This window comes from Prescottella soli, from assembly GCF_040024445.1.
GTDB lineage: Bacteria > Actinomycetota > Actinomycetes > Mycobacteriales > Mycobacteriaceae > Prescottella > Prescottella soli.
Map to the genome: position 1 here is coordinate 2713948 of NZ_CP157276.1, position 15771 is coordinate 2729718.

A 15771-nucleotide genomic window follows, 5' to 3' on the forward strand; every position below is an offset into this window, starting at 1 on the left:
CACTCCGGATTGGAAGATTCTCCAGACAGGTGTCTGGACAGTTATCTGATCTTGAAGATCACCGCACGCTGGACGACGAAGTTGATGACCGTCGCGGTGCCCTGCGCGATCACGAAGGCCAGCGGTGTCCGCCACCACGTGTCGGCCAGGTTCTCCGACAGCACCCGGTTGATGCCGACCTGCACCGCGAACGTCAGGGCGTAGAGGATCACGACCGCGACGAAGCGGGCGCGGCTCGGTTCGGCCTTGAACGTCCACCGCCGGTTGATCAGGTAGGCGGTGGTCGTGCCGGCGACGAAGCTCAACGCCTTCGCCACGTCCCGGGTGATGCCCAGCGCCATGAACAGCACATACAGCCCGTAGTCGACGACGGCCGAGAGTCCACCCGTCGCGACGAAGCGCACGATCTGCGTCTTCAGGTCCGGTGCGTCGTCGGCAACGGAGTCGGTGACGGGGATCTCGACCGGCAGCGGGACGTGCGGTTCGTGGGAGTGGGGGGTTCCGGACACGGAACGAGACTAGGCGATCCGGATCGGCCGACCCGACGTAACGCCGTGACATCCCGCACAGCCGGTGGACCTCGAGCGCACTCGAGGTTGCAAGATCAACGTCATGACCGTTTACACGCTGCCCGATCTGCCCTACGACTACGCCGCCCTCGAGCCCCACATCTCCGGCAAGATCATGGAGCTCCACCACGACAAGCACCACGCCGCGTACGTCGCCGGCGCCAACGCCGCCCTCGACAAGCTCGCCGAGCTCCGCGAGGCCGACGCCGTCGCACCCGTGGTCAACCTCCACGAGAAGAACCTCGCCTTCCACCTCGGCGGCCACACCAACCACTCGGTGTTCTGGAACAACCTCTCCCCCGAGGGCGGCGACAAGCCCGAGGGTGAGCTCGCCGCCGCGATCGACGACTTCTTCGGCAGCTTCGACGCCTTCCGCGCCCACTTCTCCGCCAACGCCAACGCCATCCAGGGCTCCGGCTGGTCCATCCTCGCCTGGGACTCCATCGGCCAGCGCCTGATCATCGTCCAGCTCTACGACCAGCAGGGCAACATCTCCATCGGCCTGACCCCCCTGCTCATGCTCGACATGTGGGAACACGCCTTCTACCTCGACTACCAGAACGTCAAGGGCGACTACGTCAACGCCTTCTGGAACATCGTCAACTGGGCCGACGTCGCCGACCGCTTCGCCAAGGCACGCACCCAGACGGCCGGACTCATCGTCCCCGCCTGATCCACCTCCCCCGTTTTGCGCACTTGTCGGTGTTCCGGGACCGGGGAAAGACCGGCAAGTGCGCAAAACGTGGGTAAAGAAGTTGTGGATCGGCGCACTCGCACAGGATCACCGGTACTACCGCCAGGTAGCCTCGTAGCCGATGTCCGAGACAGCAGAAGAGACGGCTCACGAGCCGCTCCCCACGCAGACCCGCACCCTCACCGGATGGGGACGCACCGCGCCCACCACCGCACAGGTGCTGTCCACGCCCGACGTCGACGTGATCGCCAAGGCGGTCGCCCAGGTGGCGGAGCAGAACGAGTCGAAGCCGTCGCACCTGCGACGCGGCGTCATCGCGCGCGGCCTGGGCCGCTCGTACGGCGACCCGGCGCAGAACGCGGGCGGGCTCGTCATCGACATGAACGCGCTCAACCGGATCCACAACATCGACGCGAACACCCGCCTGGTGACCGTCGACGCCGGTGTGAACCTGGATCAGCTGATGCGCGCGGCCCTGCCGTTCGGCCTGTGGGTCCCGGTGCTGCCGGGCACCCGCCAGGTCACGGTCGGCGGCGCGATCGGGTCCGACATCCACGGCAAGAACCATCACAGCGCCGGCAGCTTCGGCAACCACGTGCGCTCGATGGATCTGCTCACCGCGGACGGCCAGGTGCGCACGCTCACCCCGGCGGGCCGGAACTCGAAGCTGTTCTGGGCCACGGTCGGCGGCATGGGCCTGACCGGCATCATCCTCAAGGCCACGATCGAGATGACGCCGACGGAGACCGCGTACTTCATCGCGGACGGCGACGTCACCCACACCCTCGACGAGACCATCGCGCTGCACAGCGACGGCAGCGAGGCCAACTACGACTACTCGAGCGCGTGGTTCGACGCCATCGCCCCCGAGCCCAAGCTGGGTCGCGCCGCGATCTCCCGAGGCAGCCTCGCCAAGCTGGATCAGCTGCCCAAGAAGCTGCAGAAGAATCCGCTCAAGTTCGACGCGCCGACGCTGCTGACGTTCCCGGACATCTTCCCGAACGGCCTGGCGAACAAGTTCAACTTCTCGGCGATCGGCGAGGTGTGGTTCCGCAAGGCCGGCAACTACCGCGGCAAGGTCCAGAATCTGACGCAGTTCTACCACCCGCTCGACATGTTCGGTGAGTGGAACCGCGCGTACGGCTCCAACGGATTCCTGCAGTACCAGTTCGTGGTGCCGCCAGAGGCCGTGGGCGAGTTCAAGCAGATCATCCGCGACATCCAGGCGTCGGGGCACCACTCGTTCCTCAACGTGTTCAAGCTGTTCGGTGAGGGCAACAAGGCGCCGCTGAGCTTCCCGATGGCCGGGTGGAACATCTGCGTCGACTTCCGGATCAAGCCGGGCCTGAACGAGTTCGTGACCGAACTCGACAAGCGCGTGCTCGAGTTCGGCGGCCGCCTGTACACCGCGAAGGACTCGCGGACCACGGCCGAGACGTTCCATGCCATGTACCCGCGGATCGGCGAGTGGATCAAGGTCCGCCGATCCGTCGACCCCACAGGCGTTTTCGCCTCCGACATGTCCAGAAGGTTGGAACTGCAGTGATCAACGCCGTCGGCAACCCCCAGACCCTGCTGCTCCTCGGTGGCACGTCCGAGATCGGCCTGGCGATCTGCGAGGAGTACCTGAAGAAGACCCCGCTGCGCGTGATTCTCGCTGCGCTGCCGAACGATCCGGGCCGCGACGCCGCCGTCGCGCAGATGAAGGCCGCCGGTGCCACGCAGGTCGACGTCATCGACTTCGACGCACTCGACACCGAGAGCCACCCCAAGGTGATCGACGAGGCGTGGTCCAAGGGCGACGTGGACGTGGCGATCGTCGCCTTCGCCCTCGACGGCGACGCCGAGGAGCTGTGGCAGAACCAGCGCAAGGCCGTGCTGGTCGCGAACGTCAACTACACCGCGGCCGTCTCGGTGGGTGTGCTCGTCGGCGAGAAGATGAAGGCGCAGGGCTTCGGCCGCATCATCGCGATGTCGTCGGTCGCCGGTGAGCGCGTCAAGCGTGCCAACTTCGTCTACGGGTCCACCAAGGCCGGCCTCGACGGCTTCTACCTGGGTCTCGGCGAGGCGCTGGCCCCGTTCGGACCCAAGGTCACCGTGGTTCGGCCCGGCATGGTGCGCACCCAGTTCAGCGCGCACGTGAAGGAAGCCCCGCTGACGGTGAACAAGGAAGACGTCGCCACGCTGGCGGTGGCCGCGTCCGACAAGGGCAAGGAAATCGTCTGGACTCCGGGCCCGTGGCGTTTCGTGATGATGGGCCTGCGCCACGTCCCGCGCGCGATCTTCCGCAAGCTGCCGATCTAGGAATCGCCCCGAACCCCCGAACGGGAGTTCACGGCACGCCTTCGTTCGCGAAGCGTGCGGTGAACTCCCGTTCGTCGTGTCAGACGGCGGTGCGCTCGCGGGCGATGATCTCGTCCGCGAACCGCCGGACCGCGTCGAGCCGGGCTGTCCTGCTCGTGAAGTCGGCGCCGTACAGGTACCAGGGCGAGACCCGGCACTCGGTAACGCCGAGGTCCGCCAGCGCCCGGTAGCCGTCGAGGTCCCGCACCCGGGTCGGGGACACATTGATCTCGAAAGGTTCACCGGCGCGGCCGTATTCGACCCGCAACGCGCCCAGGCGCGCGATCGCATCCCTCAACTGACCGACATCGGTGTTGACGGAGATCCACCCGTCGGCGAGGCGGGCCGCGCGCCGCAGACCCGGCTCGCTGTGTCCGCCGACGTAGATCGGGACGGGCCGGGCCGGTGCCGGGCTGATCATCAGCCGGTCGAAGTCGTAGTGCTTGCCGTGGAACTCGACCCACTCGGGTCCCCGCCCCGCGCACACCGCCTTGACGATCTCGATGGCCTCGTCCGTGCGGGCTCCGCGAGTGCGCATCTCGGTGCCGGTGAACCGGAACTCCTCCGGGATCCACGACAGTCCGACGCCGACCGCGATCCGGTTGCCCGACATCACCGCCATCGTCGCGATCTGCTTCGCGGTGAGCAGCGGATCGCGCAGCGGCAGCTTGAGTACGTTGGTGTAGAACCGGATTCGCTCGGTGACCGCCGCCATCGCCGTCATCGCGATGAACGGGTCCGGCATCGGCGTCTCTGGCGCCCACATCCGTTTGCCGTCGGGCGAGTACGGGTAATCCGCCGAGACCGTCTCCGGGTAGAACACCGAGTCGGGCATCGCGACGGAGTCGAACCCGGCCTCCTCGGCGACCCGGGCCAGCTCACAGAGGTCCCGAGCGTCGATCATCGCAGCCGCCAGCGACCACTTCATCGCACGCGCGCTCACAGCTTCACGACCTTCGACGTCGGAATCGGGTGGGAATCCGCCTTGATCCAGCGCATCGCCCACGTGCCCTCGGTGTGGCCGTCGGTGTCGATCCAGTTGCCGTAACCGGGGTCCTCGGCGGCCACCACGATGGTCAGCGTCCCATCGTCGTTCAGCTTGGCGGTGTGATTGTTGATGTAGATGTTCGTCCGGTGGTAGTCGAGCGACTCCACCCAGAAGTTCTGCAGCACGAAGTTGTAGTACTCGCAGTTCGGGACCTCGGTCTCGATGACCCACGCCTCGTCCGCGGCGAGCCTCCAGTACCCGTGCAGGTAGAAGATCGTCGGGTCGCCGCCGGCATCCTGGAACTGCTGCTGGCCGCGGTCGAAGATCTCGTTGGCCTGTGGCTGGAACTCGCGGGACCACTCGAGGAAGGTCTTCGCGGTGCCGCGGACCATGCCGACGGCCGTCTCCAGCCGCCCGCCCATCTCCTCGGGGCTCAGCGGCACGAATTCACCGTCGGGGTCCAGGCATTCGATAGACAGCTCGGCGGGGACCTCGGCGCGGCGGTCCGCGTAGGTCTGACGGACGGAGATGAGGTTGCTGTCCGGCGCGAGCGGCAGCCAGGCCCCGTTCTCCGGCTTCTCGACGCTCGCGATGAACTCGAAGCGGCCGTGCTCGTCGCATTCGAGGTCGTGGATGTGCAGGTCGCCGGTCTGCAGCATGGTGCCGTCGATGTGGTAGCGGTTGACCCGGGACCCGAAGGTGACCAACGGGATCGTGCCGCGTGTGCCTGTGATCCGGTAGGTGTACTTCCCGGAGATGTTGGCTCGCATGTAGATGTTGTCCGGGTTGTCGGCGCCGATCTTCGTCATCATGTTCGGGTTCGGCGCAGAAGTGAACTGCGGCCACCGCGGATCGGTGTACTCGACGCAGTTGATCGTCGCGTAGCGCAGCAGCCGGCTGAGGTAGCGGACGCCCTCGGCCTGGGTCAGCGGGTCCTGCGGGACGATCTCGTCCTGCAGGACGGTGCCGGTCTCGAGGAGGTCGGCGCAGAACTTCTCCCAAGTGGGGTTCATGGTGGGTCTCCCTGTCTTGCGGTCGTTTCCGAGCATCCGGCTCAGGCGGTGGCGAACCTCGCTTCGACCTCTTCGGCGGTCACGCCGAAGTCGTCGAGCGAGTACCGGTGGGATGGCGCGCGATGGCTGCCCAGGCTCTCCTGGTGTGCCGCCTGCACCGCGCTGCGGGCGGCGTCGGTGAACGGCAGCGCGAACCGGGTGTAGATCGACTCGACGGTGCCGATCGGATCGGCGACGAAGTCCCGGTAGTCGACGTCCACGAACTGATCCGGGTTGTAGCGGGCGCGAGCCCGGGTGAAGTTCTCGCTGCCGCGGGCCCACAGGTCGAGCTGGGTGCGCCCGATGGCGGGGCGGTCGAACGCGTTCGACATGTCGTGCTTGCCCTGCTCGGCGAGGCTGAACGTCGATGCCATCGAGGTCCGTGGGTCCCGGAAGGTGCGGATGAAGAGCGCGTCGGGAAAGACCTTCATGATCTCGTCGATCGCGAAGACATGGCTGGGGCTCTTGAGCACCCAACGCCGTCCCGGGTCGTTCAGCCCGATCAGCTGCAGGTTCTTCTTGTATCGCGCATACGTCGCGGTCCAGTCCTGCTGCGCCAACCACTTCGAATAGGTCGGGATGTACGACACGCACTCGAACGAAATGGAGAGCATCGTCTGCTGCAGCAGTCGCCAGCACTCCTCGGCTTCTTCCGCGCCCATGAAGTGCACCTTCATGAGATCCGGTTCGTTCTGCTGGCGGGACCGGTAGAACGCGTCGGCTCGGCGGAAGTCCGCGTTCTCGGCCCACTTCTCGCGCGCCGGACGGGGCTGCGGGGCCTCCGCGAGCCACATCTCGACGCCTTGGTGCCCCGGGTCGGCGCTGAGTAACCGCTGGAGCGCGGTGCTGCCGGTGCGGGTGATTCCGGAGACGAAGATGGGCCGCTCGACCGCAACGTCGACGTGCTCCGGGTAGCGCGCGAACGCGGCCTCACTGATCAGACGGCCGGTGAGCGCGCCGACGATCATCTTGCGCGCGATCACCTTTCCGTGCGGTGTCAGGTCGGCCTCGCGCTCGAACGAGTCGAGCAGGACCCGCAGCCCCTCGAGGTACTCGTCGCCGCCGAAGTCGTCGTACCTGCTCATCGCGCAGGCCTCCGCGTGCAGTTCCTCGATCGAGCCCACTCCGTCGCGGTGCTGTGTCATAGGTGGTTCCTTGTCGGTTGGTGGGTCAGTGATGCGTGTGACCGCAGTTGACGTCCACGCACTGGCCGGCGATCGCGCGCGCGAAGTCGGAGGCGAGGAACACCACGGTGTTCGCGATGTCGTCGGGTTCGGGGAGGCGACGCAGATCGGTGGCCGCGGCCACCTCGTCGTAGACCTGCTGGAACGGAACGCCGCGCTCCTCGGCCTGCCTCTCGAACATCCTCTTGACCGGTTCCGCCCAGATGTACCCCGGAGCAACAGAATTCACACGGACCCCAGACGGCCCGAGCTCGACAGACAGGCCGCGCGCGAGCGCCAGCAGTCCCGCCTTCATGATCCGATAGGCGCCCAGGTTCGGCAGTTGGTTCCGCAGCACCATGGAGTTGATCAGCACCACCGAGCCCTGGGACTCGACGAGCGCGGGTGCCAGCTTCCGAGTCAGGTCGAGTGCCGCCAACAGGTTGATGTCCATACCTCGGCGAACCGAGTCGAACTCCGCATCCAGCAACCGCTCGTGGGGCGGTTGGACGAACGCGTTGTTGACGAGGGCGTCCACCCTGCCGAACTCCACGAGCGCAGTGTCCGCGAGCGCGGACACCGACTCGCTGTCCGTCAGATCCGTCGGCACGCAGAGCGCGATACCGCCGAGTTCGCGCACTTCGTTCGCCACCGCGACCAGGCGCGACTCCGTCCGGGCCGCCAGGACCACTTTCGCGCCGGCCGACGCACTGCGCACCGCGATCGAACGTCCCAGTCCGGGACCGACCCCCGACACCACGACGACCTTGTCCTCCAGCAGGGGAAGCGACTTGGGCGTCGCACCCACGGCGGTCTCCGCGGTCACACCGACGCCTCCGGATCCAGGACGACACTGAGGGACACGATCTTGCAGTTCTCGTCGAACTCGAAGAGGTCCGTGGACGCGAAGTCCGGAACGCCCTCGACGTGGACGCGCACCTGCATCGCAGCGAACCGGCCCGACACGGTGATCGGCGACAGTAACGACACCGAGAACGGGACCTTCGCATTCTCCTCGTCGAACGCCCGGATCTCGTCGAGGCCCCGGTACGTTCTCGCCCCTAGAGGTTCATGCTGGACCGCCCCCTCCGCGAACAACCCCACCAGTTTCTCGACGTCGTGGTTGCCCAGGTGCTCGATGTACGACTCCACCGCTGCGCAGATTTCACTTCGACTCGGCAAGATCAGCTCCTTCTTCTGTCAGTGGAACTTTCGGTGTGGTTGGGAGAACTCGGGTCAGGCGATGACTCCACGGCCCCGGAGGAACTCGATGATCAGCTCGCTCGCCTGCTCCGGCGAGGTGGCCGTGGTGTCGATGCGGACCTCGGGGTCGGCCGGCGACTCGTAGGGCGAATCGATGCCGGTGAAGTTGGCCAGTTCGCCGCGCCGCGCCTTCTTGTAGAGCCCCTTCGGGTCTCGCTGTTCGGCGACGTCGATCGGGGTGTCGACGAACACCTCGCAGAATCGGTCCTCCCCGATCAGTTCGCGGGCGGCCTCCCGTTCGGCGCGGAACGGAGAGATGAAGGACGCCAACACGATCAGTCCGGCATCCGCCATCAGGCGCGCGACCTCGGTGACCCGGCGGATGTTCTCGACGCGGTCCGCCTCGGTGAATCCCAGATCGCGGTTCAACCCGTGCCGGACGTTGTCGCCGTCGAGGAGGTAGGTGTGGCAGCCGAGCGCATACAGGCGGCGTTCGAGCTCGTTGGCGATGGTCGACTTGCCCGAACCCGACAGCCCCGTGAACCAGAGGATCTGCGGCCGATGTCCGTTCAGCGTCGCCCGGGACTCCTCGTTCACGTCCACGGCCTGCCAGTGGATGTTGTCGGAGCGTCGCAACGAGTGCCGGATGAGACCCGCGCCCACCGTGGTGTTCGTCAGCCGGTCGATCAGGATGAAGCCACCCATGTCGCGGTTGTCGGAGTAGGTGTCGAACGGAACCGGGCGATCGAAACTGATGTTGCAGACGCCTATCTCGTTGAGCGCCAGCGTGTTCGTCGCGGTCCGCTCGAGAGTGTTGACGTTGACCTTGTATTTGGGTCGGGTGATGCGCGCCTGCACGGTCATCGTCCCGATCTGGCACACATAGGGCCGCTCGGGCAGCATGTCGTGTTCGCCCATCCACACCAGCTGGGCCTCGAACTGATCCGCTACGCCCGGAAGGGCTTCCGTCGCGACGAGGACATCGCCCCGGCTGATGTCGATCTCGTCGGTCAGGGTGATGGTGACCGACCGCCCGGCCACCGCCTCGTCGAGGTCGCCGTCCATCGTGACGATCCGATCGACCGTGGATTCCTTGCCGCCGGGCAGCACCCGAACCCGATCGCCGGGTCGCACGACACCGCCGACGATCTGCCCCGAGAACCCACGGAAGTCCAGGTCGGGCCGGTTCACCCACTGCACCGGCATCCGGAACGGTGCGCCGCGCAGCTCGTCCTCGATCTCGACCGTCTCGAGATGATCGATCAGCGTCGGGCCCTGGTACCAGGGTGTGTTCGGGCTCGGCTCGGTGAGGTTGTCACCGACGTACGCGGACATGGGGATCGGTACGACGTGCTCGAGGCCGATCTCGGCGGCGAACGCCGCGTACTCGCCTGCGATGCGCTCGAACACCTCCTGCGAGTAGTCGACGAGATCGAGCTTGTTGACCGCGAGCACCACGTGCCGGATGCCGAGCAGCGAGACCAGGTAGGAGTGGCGCCGGGTCTGGGTGAGAACACCCTTGCGGGCGTCGACCAGGATCACCGCCAACTCCGCCGTCGACGCACCGGTGACCATGTTGCGCGTGTACTGCTCGTGTCCCGGGGTGTCGGCGACGACGAACTTGCGCCGTTCCGTGGTGAAGTAGCGGTACGCGACATCGATCGTGATGCCCTGCTCGCGCTCGGCGGCCAAACCGTCCACGAGCAGGGCGAAGTCGAGCCCCTCGCCCTGCGTGCCCACCTTCTTGGAATCGCTTTCGAGGGCGCTCAACTGGTCCTCGAAGACCAGCTTCGACTCGTACAGCAGACGGCCGATGAGCGTGCTCTTGCCGTCGTCGACGCTGCCGCACGTGATGAAGCGCAGCATGCTCTTGTTCGCGTGCCGCTCGAGGTACTGCTCGATGTCGTCGGCGATCAGGTTGGACGAGTGGGCCATCAGAAGTACCCCTCCTGCTTCTTCTTCTCCATCGAGGCGCTGCTGTCGTGGTCGATCACGCGCCCCTGACGCTCGGACGTGGTGGTGAGCAGCATCTCCTGGATGACGTCGGTCAAAGTCGTGGCGGTGGACTCGATGGCACCGGTGAGCGGGTAGCACCCGAGCGTCCGGAACCGGACGCTCTTGAGTTCGGGTACTTCACCGGGCCGCAACGGCATCCGGTCGTCGTCGACCATGATGAGCGTCCCGTCGCGCTCCACGACAGGGCGCTTCGCCGCGAAGTAGAGCGGCACGATCGGGATGTTCTCCTGCCGGATGTACTCCCAGACGTCGAGTTCCGTCCAGTTCGACAGCGGGAACACCCGCAGCGTCTCGCCGGGCGACTTGCGGACGTTGTACATCCGCCACAGCTCGGGGCGCTGCCGCTTGGGGTCCCAGCGGTGCTCGGCGGACCGAACCGAGAACACGCGCTCCTTGGCGCGCGACTTCTCCTCGTCGCGGCGGGCGCCACCGAACGCGGCGTCGAACTTGTAGAGGTCGAGCGCCTGCTTGAGGCCCTCGGTCTTCCACATGTCGGTGTGCGTCGACGATCCGTGGGTGAACGGGTTGATCCCCTTCTCGACACATTCGGGGTTCCGGTAGACGAGTAGATCGAAATCCCCTGCCTCCGCGCTCTTGTCGCGAAGTGCGTACATGTCGCGGAACTTCCACGTCGTGTCGACGTGCAGCAGCGGGAACGGCAACCTCGACGGGTAGAACGCCTTCCGGGCGAGGTGCAGCATCACCGCGCTGTCCTTGCCCACCGAGTACAGCATCACGGGGTTCTCGCTCTCCGCGACGGCTTCCCGCATGATGTGGATGCTCTCGGCCTCGAGGCGTTCGAGGTGGGTCAGCGCACGTGTCATCGTGCAAGTACCTCCAGTACGTCGCCGGCCAGCTCGGGACGGCAGATCAACAGATCGGGCAACCAGGGGTTCTCCTGGTTGTAGACGAGTTCGGAACCGTCGATGCGCGAGACATGCAGTCCCGCAGCACGAGCCACCGCGACCGGCGCCGCCGAGTCCCACTCGTACTGGCCGCCGGCGTGGGCGTAGATGTCGACGTCGCCACGCACCACCGCCATCGCCTTCGCGCCGGCCGAACCCATCTCGACCAGTTCCGCACCCAGCGCCTCGGCCATCGCCATCACCGGAGCGGGACGGCGAGTGCGGCTGACGACCACCCTCGGGGCACCGCCCGCCGGCGTGGCCGGCGCGGTGGCGTCCGAGGTCGAGTGGGTGACGCCCAGCGCCGGCATCGCAACCGCACCCACCGTCAGCTGTCCGCGCTCGACGAGCGCGACGTGCACGGCCCAATCGGTGCGGCCGAGTTCACCGAACTCCCGGGTGCCGTCGAGCGGATCGACAATCCACACCCGGTCGGCGCCGATCCGCGCAAGGTCGTCGGCACCCTCCTCGGAGAGCACCGCATCGCCCGGGAACCGGTCGGCGAGTGCGCCGACGATGTAGTCGTGGCTGAGCCGATCGGCTGCGGCGCGGATCTCCGCGGCGTCGGCATCGGTCCGCGCCAGCTTCTCGCGGTGGCCGAGCAGCAATCGTCCAGCCTCGGCTGCGATTTCGACTGCCGCGCGTCCGTCTCCCGCCCGCCCGGTCGCAGGTTCGACTGATATCTCGGTCACGACTCGCTTCGTCATGCGAGTGACTGTAACCACAGAATGAACATCGTTCAATCCCAGAACGAACATTGTTCAGAGTTTTCCGCGTCCCGCCCTGAGCGTCGGGGGCGAGGCTTGGACCACCGGGTACGGCCGGATACGGTGATGCGATGAGCGAATCCAACGGAGGGTCGATCTACGGCGACGCGGAGGCGCGACGACGCCGGACACTCGACGCTGCGGCGGCACTGTTGGACGAGGGCGGCTACGCGGCGCTGACCATCCGGTCCGTCGCGAAACGCTCGGGCACGAGCACCGGACTCATCTACCAGTACTTCGCGGACAAGCAGGACATCTTCACCGCACTGCTCAACGAAAGTCAGCTGGAGTCAACAGAATTCGTCGCCGATCTCCCGCGAGATCGTGGCGTCGTCGCGCTGCTCACGGCGATCATTCCCGAGTCGGCGCGACAGTGGGCCCGGGTCGGCCGGGTGACAGCCATCTGGCGTGACGCCGAGGGGGATTCGCGTTCGGACCGCGAGTCGCTGCGCGAGGTGCACCGGACGGCGGAGCTCTACAACACGCAGCTACTGGAGGCCCTCACCGAGGCCGCCGCGAAGGAGGGCAGGGTGCTGCGCGACGACCCCGCCGTCCTCGCGTTCGTGCTGTCCGGGTTGCAGGGCGTGGCGGACACCATCGTCAACAACTGGGCGTCCCACCTGGATCCGGCCGGGTTCACGCAGTTCTCCGCGGCGGCACTCACGCGCGCGATCACCCTGTCCGAACCGACCGGCTGACCCGGTTCGCGCGGCTCAGCCCAGCGTGCGGAGGCTCACCAGACGGCTCTCGACCGGTCCACGCCACTCCGCGAGGTCCTCCGGGCCGTTCTCGGCCCACAACTCGTGAAGTTCCGAGGTGTCGCTGTCGGCGATCGCACGCTCGAGCGTCGTGAGGATCCACGCACGCTGCTCCGGGGTCAAGGCCCCGACGTACGCGGCGGCGTCGATGCCATCGAGTTCCCCGGCCGCCGGCCGGAGCCCATGGGCCACCGCGACCACCTCGGCGAGGGCGATGGCCGCCTGTGCGTCGTCCGCCTCGAGGTACTCCTCGTCGACGTGCCGGCAGTAGTCCTCGATGTCGAAGTCACCGGCCCGAAGCGCCGCGAGCAGGTCGCCCGCACCATCGTTCTCGAACGGACCCGAACCCCACGTCCCCATGCCCCACTCCTCCTGATCCGCGGGCCGCTCGGCCCGTCGTGCAGACCCTACGACCGACCGGTGACAGTCCGCGCGGAAAGCCCAGCGCGGGTTCGGTTCAGCGCACCGACTCCCAGGCGGAGAGAACAGTGCGGATGCCGGTGACGAGTGCGAGCGGGTGATCGATCATCACGTGGTGGCCGGCGTCGGGGATCTCGGCGACGATCGCCGTCGGCCCGAACCGCTCGCGCATCTGTGCCATGAGTTCGTCGGAGATGATGCCGTGCTGCGCGCGGAAGAACGCGACGGGGCACCGCGCCTGCGCGACGGCCAAGGTGTCGCCGCCGGAACGGGTGAACATCGCCGGGTCGAACTTCCACGACCATCCACCTTCGACAGCCATCAGCGACGTCTCCGCGACATGCTCGCGCACACACGGCACGGCGCTCTCCTGCGGCGGGACGAATCGGAAGCGGGCGAGCGCCTCCTCCCGCGTCGGGTAGACCTTCTTGGGACCGAACGCGGCTTTGCGCCGGGCCGCCTCCTCCTCGGGGGTGCGCTGACGGATCGGCGAGTCGATGATCTGGACGCCAGCCATCCGGTCGCCGTACAGGTGCGCTGCGACGAACGAGACGATGCCGCCCATGCTGTGCCCCACCACGACCGGCGGGCCGGCAATGCCCGACGCCGACGCCACCGCGACGATCTCGCGGGCCCACTGGTCCAGCGAGTAGTGCTCGCGGGTGTCGCTGTCGCCGTGCCCGCTCAGATCGAGGGCGACGACCCGACGCTCGCCGGCGAGCTGCGGTCCGACGTGGTCCCACCAGCGCGAGTGGGCGGCACCTCCGTGCACCAGGACGAGCCCCGGTCGGCCCGGCTCACCCCACGCCCGGAACCGGATGTCGGCGCCGTCGACGTCCACGCTGCCCGTCTCCACCGGGGCCGCCAGCGCGTCACGAAACCACTGCGGTGTCTGCGGGTGCTCGTCGCTCATTCCTCGAACCTACTGAAGACCGGTCCGAACACGACCCCCAAGTAAGCTCGGGCCGTGTCGCAATCAGGTGCAAACTCCCTCGCTGAACCGCGGGTCGCCCCTGCCCGGCTGGTAGGCGGAACCGTCGTCGAGATGGTCCTCGCGGGCATCGTGGCCGTGATCGTCGCCGCGGTGGGGCTGTTCGCCTTCGGCCAGGTGTCGTGGCCGGCGTTCCCCTCGTCGAACGTCACGCAGGCCGTCACGACCGTGGGCCAGGTCGTCACGATCGCGGTGCTTGCGTTGTGCGTCGTCCTCTTCCGGGCCCGACGGTGGGTCCGGGGGGCAACCGTACTGTCGTGGGCGGGGCTGTCCGGGTTCGTCACGGTGACACTCGGGATGCCACTGAGCGCGACCAAGCTGTACCTGCACGGCATTTCGGTGGATCAGGAGTTCCGCACCGAATACCTCACGCGGATGACCGATTCCGCCGCACTGCACGACATGACGTACGCGGACCTGCCTCCCTACTATCCGGCGGGCTGGTTCTGGATCGGCGGACGCGTCGCGAACCTCCTCGGCATGGACGGCTGGGAGGTCTTCAAGCCGTACGCGATCGGGTCGATCGCGGTGGCCGCTGTCATCGCGCTCGTGTTGTGGAACAAACTGATTCGCGCCGACTGGGCCGTCGTGGTGGCGCTCGCGGCGGCGGCGCTGGTGATCGCCTACGGATCCGCGGAGCCCTACGGCGCCGTCATCGCGATCCTCATCCCGCCGGTGCTGGTGCTCGCGTGGGGCGGCCTGCACCGTCCGGAGAAGACGCGGGGCGGCGGCTGGGGAGCCGTCGTCGGCACCGGCGTGTTCCTGGGTATCGCGGCCGCGTTCTACACGCTGTACCTGGGCCTGGCGGCGTTCGCGGTCACGCTGATGGCGGTCGTCGCGGCGGCGCTCGCGGTCCGCGCGCAGGGGTCGTGGCGCGCGCTGCTCGATCCGCTGCTGCGACTGGCCGTCACCGCCGCGATCGCCATCGCGATCGCGCTCGTCGTCTGGCTGCCGTACCTGCTCGAGGCCCTGCGCGGATCGCCGGCCGACAGCGGCACCGCGACCCACTACCTGCCCGACGCCGGTGCGCGCCTACCGCTTCCGATGTTCCAGTTCTCCCTCGCTGGGGCGCTGTGCCTGCTCGGCACGATCTGGCTGGTGAGCCGCGCGACGTCGTCGCGGCGCGCGCAGTCGCTCGGCATCGGCGTGATCGCGATCTACCTGTGGTCGCTGATGTCGATGACGTTCACCGTTCTCGGCGGCACCCTGCTGTCCTTCCGTCTCGAGCCGGTGCTGATCGTTCTGCTCGGCACAGCGGGCGTGTTCGGCTTCTTCGAGTTCTCCCGCTGGCTCGTCCTCGCCACCAGTGAGAACCCGCGCGTCAAGGCGTCGGTCGTCGCGATCGGGCTCGCCGGGTTGATCGCGTTCGTGCAGAACATCCCTCAGGTGCTCGCGAGCGACATCACCGTGGCCTACACCGACACCGACGGCAACGGTGTCCGCGCCGACAAGCGCGCGCCCGGGGCGGCCGCGTACTACGGCGACGTCGACCGGATCATCATGGAACGCCGGCCCGGCGAACGCCACGACACCGTCGTCCTCACCTCGGACACGAGCTTCCTCAGCTTCTACCCGTACTACGGGTTCCAGGCGCTGACATCGCACTACGCGAACCCCCTCGCGCAGTTCCGGGAGCGCGGGGAGGCGATCGAGAGCTGGACCGAGCTCGAGACACCGGACCAGCTGGTGTCGGCGCTCGACGGACTGCCGTGGCGCGCACCGGATGTGTTCGTCTTCCGCAAGAGTTCGGACGGCTACACCCTGCGGCTCGCCGAGGACGTCTATCCGAACGACCCGAACGTCCGCCGCTACAGCGTCACGTTCCCCAAGAAGCTGTTCGACGACCCGCGCTTCACGATCGACGAGGCGGGACCGTTCGTGATCGTGACGCGCGCCGGCTGA

At 67.3% G+C, this 15771-nt stretch carries 16 protein-coding genes; 5 read left to right on the forward strand and 11 right to left on the reverse strand.

What is annotated here, in order from left to right; genetic code table 11:
* Positions 1-41: 41 nt before the first annotated feature.
* A complete protein-coding gene (locus tag ABI214_RS12790; RefSeq protein WP_348611042.1) occupies positions 42-509 on the reverse strand; it encodes a GtrA family protein in 468 nt (155 codons plus the stop codon).
* Between the two features lie 103 nt (positions 510-612).
* On the opposite strand from ABI214_RS12790, the gene ABI214_RS12795 reads away from it, so the two are divergent.
* From ABI214_RS12795 to ABI214_RS12805, 3 genes are all read left to right on the forward strand, one after another.
* Positions 613-1242 (forward strand): superoxide dismutase, encoded by a 630-nt coding sequence (locus ABI214_RS12795; protein WP_280761910.1) that lies wholly within the window; start codon positions 613-615, stop codon positions 1240-1242.
* A gap of 142 nt (positions 1243-1384) precedes the next feature.
* Positions 1385-2809 carry an FAD-binding oxidoreductase gene (locus tag ABI214_RS12800; RefSeq protein WP_348611045.1) on the forward strand — a complete coding sequence of 475 codons (1425 nt, stop codon included), beginning with the start codon at positions 1385-1387 and terminating at the stop codon, positions 2807-2809.
* Positions 2806-3567 (forward strand): decaprenylphospho-beta-D-erythro-pentofuranosid-2-ulose 2-reductase, encoded by a 762-nt coding sequence (locus tag ABI214_RS12805; protein WP_348611049.1) that lies wholly within the window; start codon positions 2806-2808, stop codon positions 3565-3567. Before ABI214_RS12800 ends, ABI214_RS12805 begins: the two co-directional genes overlap by 4 nt.
* A gap of 79 nt (positions 3568-3646) precedes the next feature.
* Here ABI214_RS12805 and ABI214_RS12810 read toward each other — a convergent pair whose 3' ends face one another.
* From ABI214_RS12810 to ABI214_RS12845, 8 genes are read right to left on the reverse strand one after another with little or no spacing between them, the layout of a single operon-like run.
* Positions 3647-4534, reverse strand: a complete 888-nt coding sequence (locus ABI214_RS12810; RefSeq protein ID WP_348611587.1) for a TIGR03619 family F420-dependent LLM class oxidoreductase — start codon at positions 4532-4534, stop codon at positions 3647-3649.
* An 11-nt stretch (positions 4535-4545) separates the two neighbouring features.
* Positions 4546-5607: a DUF1214 domain-containing protein gene (locus ABI214_RS12815; RefSeq protein WP_348611052.1), complete on the reverse strand. Its 1062-nt coding sequence runs from the start codon at positions 5605-5607 to the stop codon at positions 4546-4548.
* A 41-nt stretch (positions 5608-5648) separates the two neighbouring features.
* Complete coding sequence (locus ABI214_RS12820) at positions 5649-6791, reverse strand: sulfotransferase family protein (protein ID WP_348611055.1); 1143 nt, start codon at positions 6789-6791, stop codon at positions 5649-5651.
* A 25-nt stretch (positions 6792-6816) separates the two neighbouring features.
* Positions 6817-7635 (reverse strand): SDR family oxidoreductase, encoded by an 819-nt coding sequence (locus ABI214_RS12825; protein WP_348611058.1) that lies wholly within the window; start codon positions 7633-7635, stop codon positions 6817-6819.
* Positions 7632-7991 carry a nuclear transport factor 2 family protein gene (locus ABI214_RS12830; protein ID WP_348611061.1) on the reverse strand — a complete coding sequence of 120 codons (360 nt, stop codon included), beginning with the start codon at positions 7989-7991 and terminating at the stop codon, positions 7632-7634. Before ABI214_RS12830 ends, ABI214_RS12825 begins: the two co-directional genes overlap by 4 nt.
* Positions 7992-8045: 54 nt before the next feature.
* Positions 8046-9947: a sulfate adenylyltransferase subunit CysN gene (cysN, locus tag ABI214_RS12835; RefSeq protein ID WP_348611064.1), complete on the reverse strand. Its 1902-nt coding sequence runs from the start codon at positions 9945-9947 to the stop codon at positions 8046-8048.
* Positions 9947-10852: a sulfate adenylyltransferase subunit CysD gene (gene cysD, locus ABI214_RS12840; RefSeq protein ID WP_348611067.1), complete on the reverse strand. Its 906-nt coding sequence runs from the start codon at positions 10850-10852 to the stop codon at positions 9947-9949. The genes cysN and cysD overlap by 1 nt, the downstream gene beginning before the upstream one ends.
* Positions 10849-11640: a 3'(2'),5'-bisphosphate nucleotidase CysQ gene (locus ABI214_RS12845; protein WP_348611070.1), complete on the reverse strand. Its 792-nt coding sequence runs from the start codon at positions 11638-11640 to the stop codon at positions 10849-10851. Before ABI214_RS12845 ends, cysD begins: the two co-directional genes overlap by 4 nt.
* 131 nt (positions 11641-11771) lie before the next feature.
* On the opposite strand from ABI214_RS12845, the gene ABI214_RS12850 reads away from it, so the two are divergent.
* Complete coding sequence (locus ABI214_RS12850; protein WP_348611073.1) at positions 11772-12398, forward strand: TetR/AcrR family transcriptional regulator; 627 nt, start codon at positions 11772-11774, stop codon at positions 12396-12398.
* 15 nt (positions 12399-12413) lie between these two features.
* Here the strand turns inward: ABI214_RS12850 and ABI214_RS12855 are convergent, their stop codons facing one another.
* Positions 12414-12818, reverse strand: a complete 405-nt coding sequence (locus tag ABI214_RS12855; protein ID WP_348611076.1) for a DUF4259 domain-containing protein — start codon at positions 12816-12818, stop codon at positions 12414-12416.
* Between the two features lie 97 nt (positions 12819-12915).
* Positions 12916-13791, reverse strand: a complete 876-nt coding sequence (locus ABI214_RS12860) for an alpha/beta fold hydrolase (RefSeq protein WP_348611079.1) — start codon at positions 13789-13791, stop codon at positions 12916-12918.
* Positions 13792-13923: 132 nt separating this feature from the next.
* Here ABI214_RS12860 and ABI214_RS12865 point away from each other — a divergent pair, with 132 nt between their 5' ends.
* Positions 13924-15771: a galactan 5-O-arabinofuranosyltransferase gene (locus ABI214_RS12865; RefSeq protein ID WP_348611590.1), complete on the forward strand. Its 1848-nt coding sequence runs from the start codon at positions 13924-13926 to the stop codon at positions 15769-15771.

Coding starts and splice junctions, on each gene's coding strand:
- ABI214_RS12865 (WP_348611590.1), top strand. CDS start 13,924: ATGGTCCTCGCGGGCATCGTGGCCGTGATCGTCGCCGCGGTGGGGCTG.
- ABI214_RS12815 (WP_348611052.1), bottom strand. CDS start 5,607: ATGAACCCCACTTGGGAGAAGTTCTGCGCCGACCTCCTCGAGACCGGC.
- ABI214_RS12850 (WP_348611073.1), top strand. CDS start 11,772: ATGAGCGAATCCAACGGAGGGTCGATCTACGGCGACGCGGAGGCGCGA.
- ABI214_RS12795 (WP_280761910.1), top strand. CDS start 613: ATGACCGTTTACACGCTGCCCGATCTGCCCTACGACTACGCCGCCCTC.
- ABI214_RS12845 (WP_348611070.1), bottom strand. CDS start 11,640: ATGACGAAGCGAGTCGTGACCGAGATATCAGTCGAACCTGCGACCGGG.
- ABI214_RS12855 (WP_348611076.1), bottom strand. CDS start 12,818: ATGGGGACGTGGGGTTCGGGTCCGTTCGAGAACGATGGTGCGGGCGAC.
- cysD (WP_348611067.1), bottom strand. CDS start 10,852: ATGACACGTGCGCTGACCCACCTCGAACGCCTCGAGGCCGAGAGCATC.
- ABI214_RS12820 (WP_348611055.1), bottom strand. CDS start 6,791: ATGACACAGCACCGCGACGGAGTGGGCTCGATCGAGGAACTGCACGCG.
- ABI214_RS12800 (WP_348611045.1), top strand. CDS start 1,385: ATGTCCGAGACAGCAGAAGAGACGGCTCACGAGCCGCTCCCCACGCAG.
- ABI214_RS12860 (WP_348611079.1), bottom strand. CDS start 13,791: ATGAGCGACGAGCACCCGCAGACACCGCAGTGGTTTCGTGACGCGCTG.
- ABI214_RS12810 (WP_348611587.1), bottom strand. CDS start 4,534: ATGAAGTGGTCGCTGGCGGCTGCGATGATCGACGCTCGGGACCTCTGT.
- cysN (WP_348611064.1), bottom strand. CDS start 9,947: ATGGCCCACTCGTCCAACCTGATCGCCGACGACATCGAGCAGTACCTC.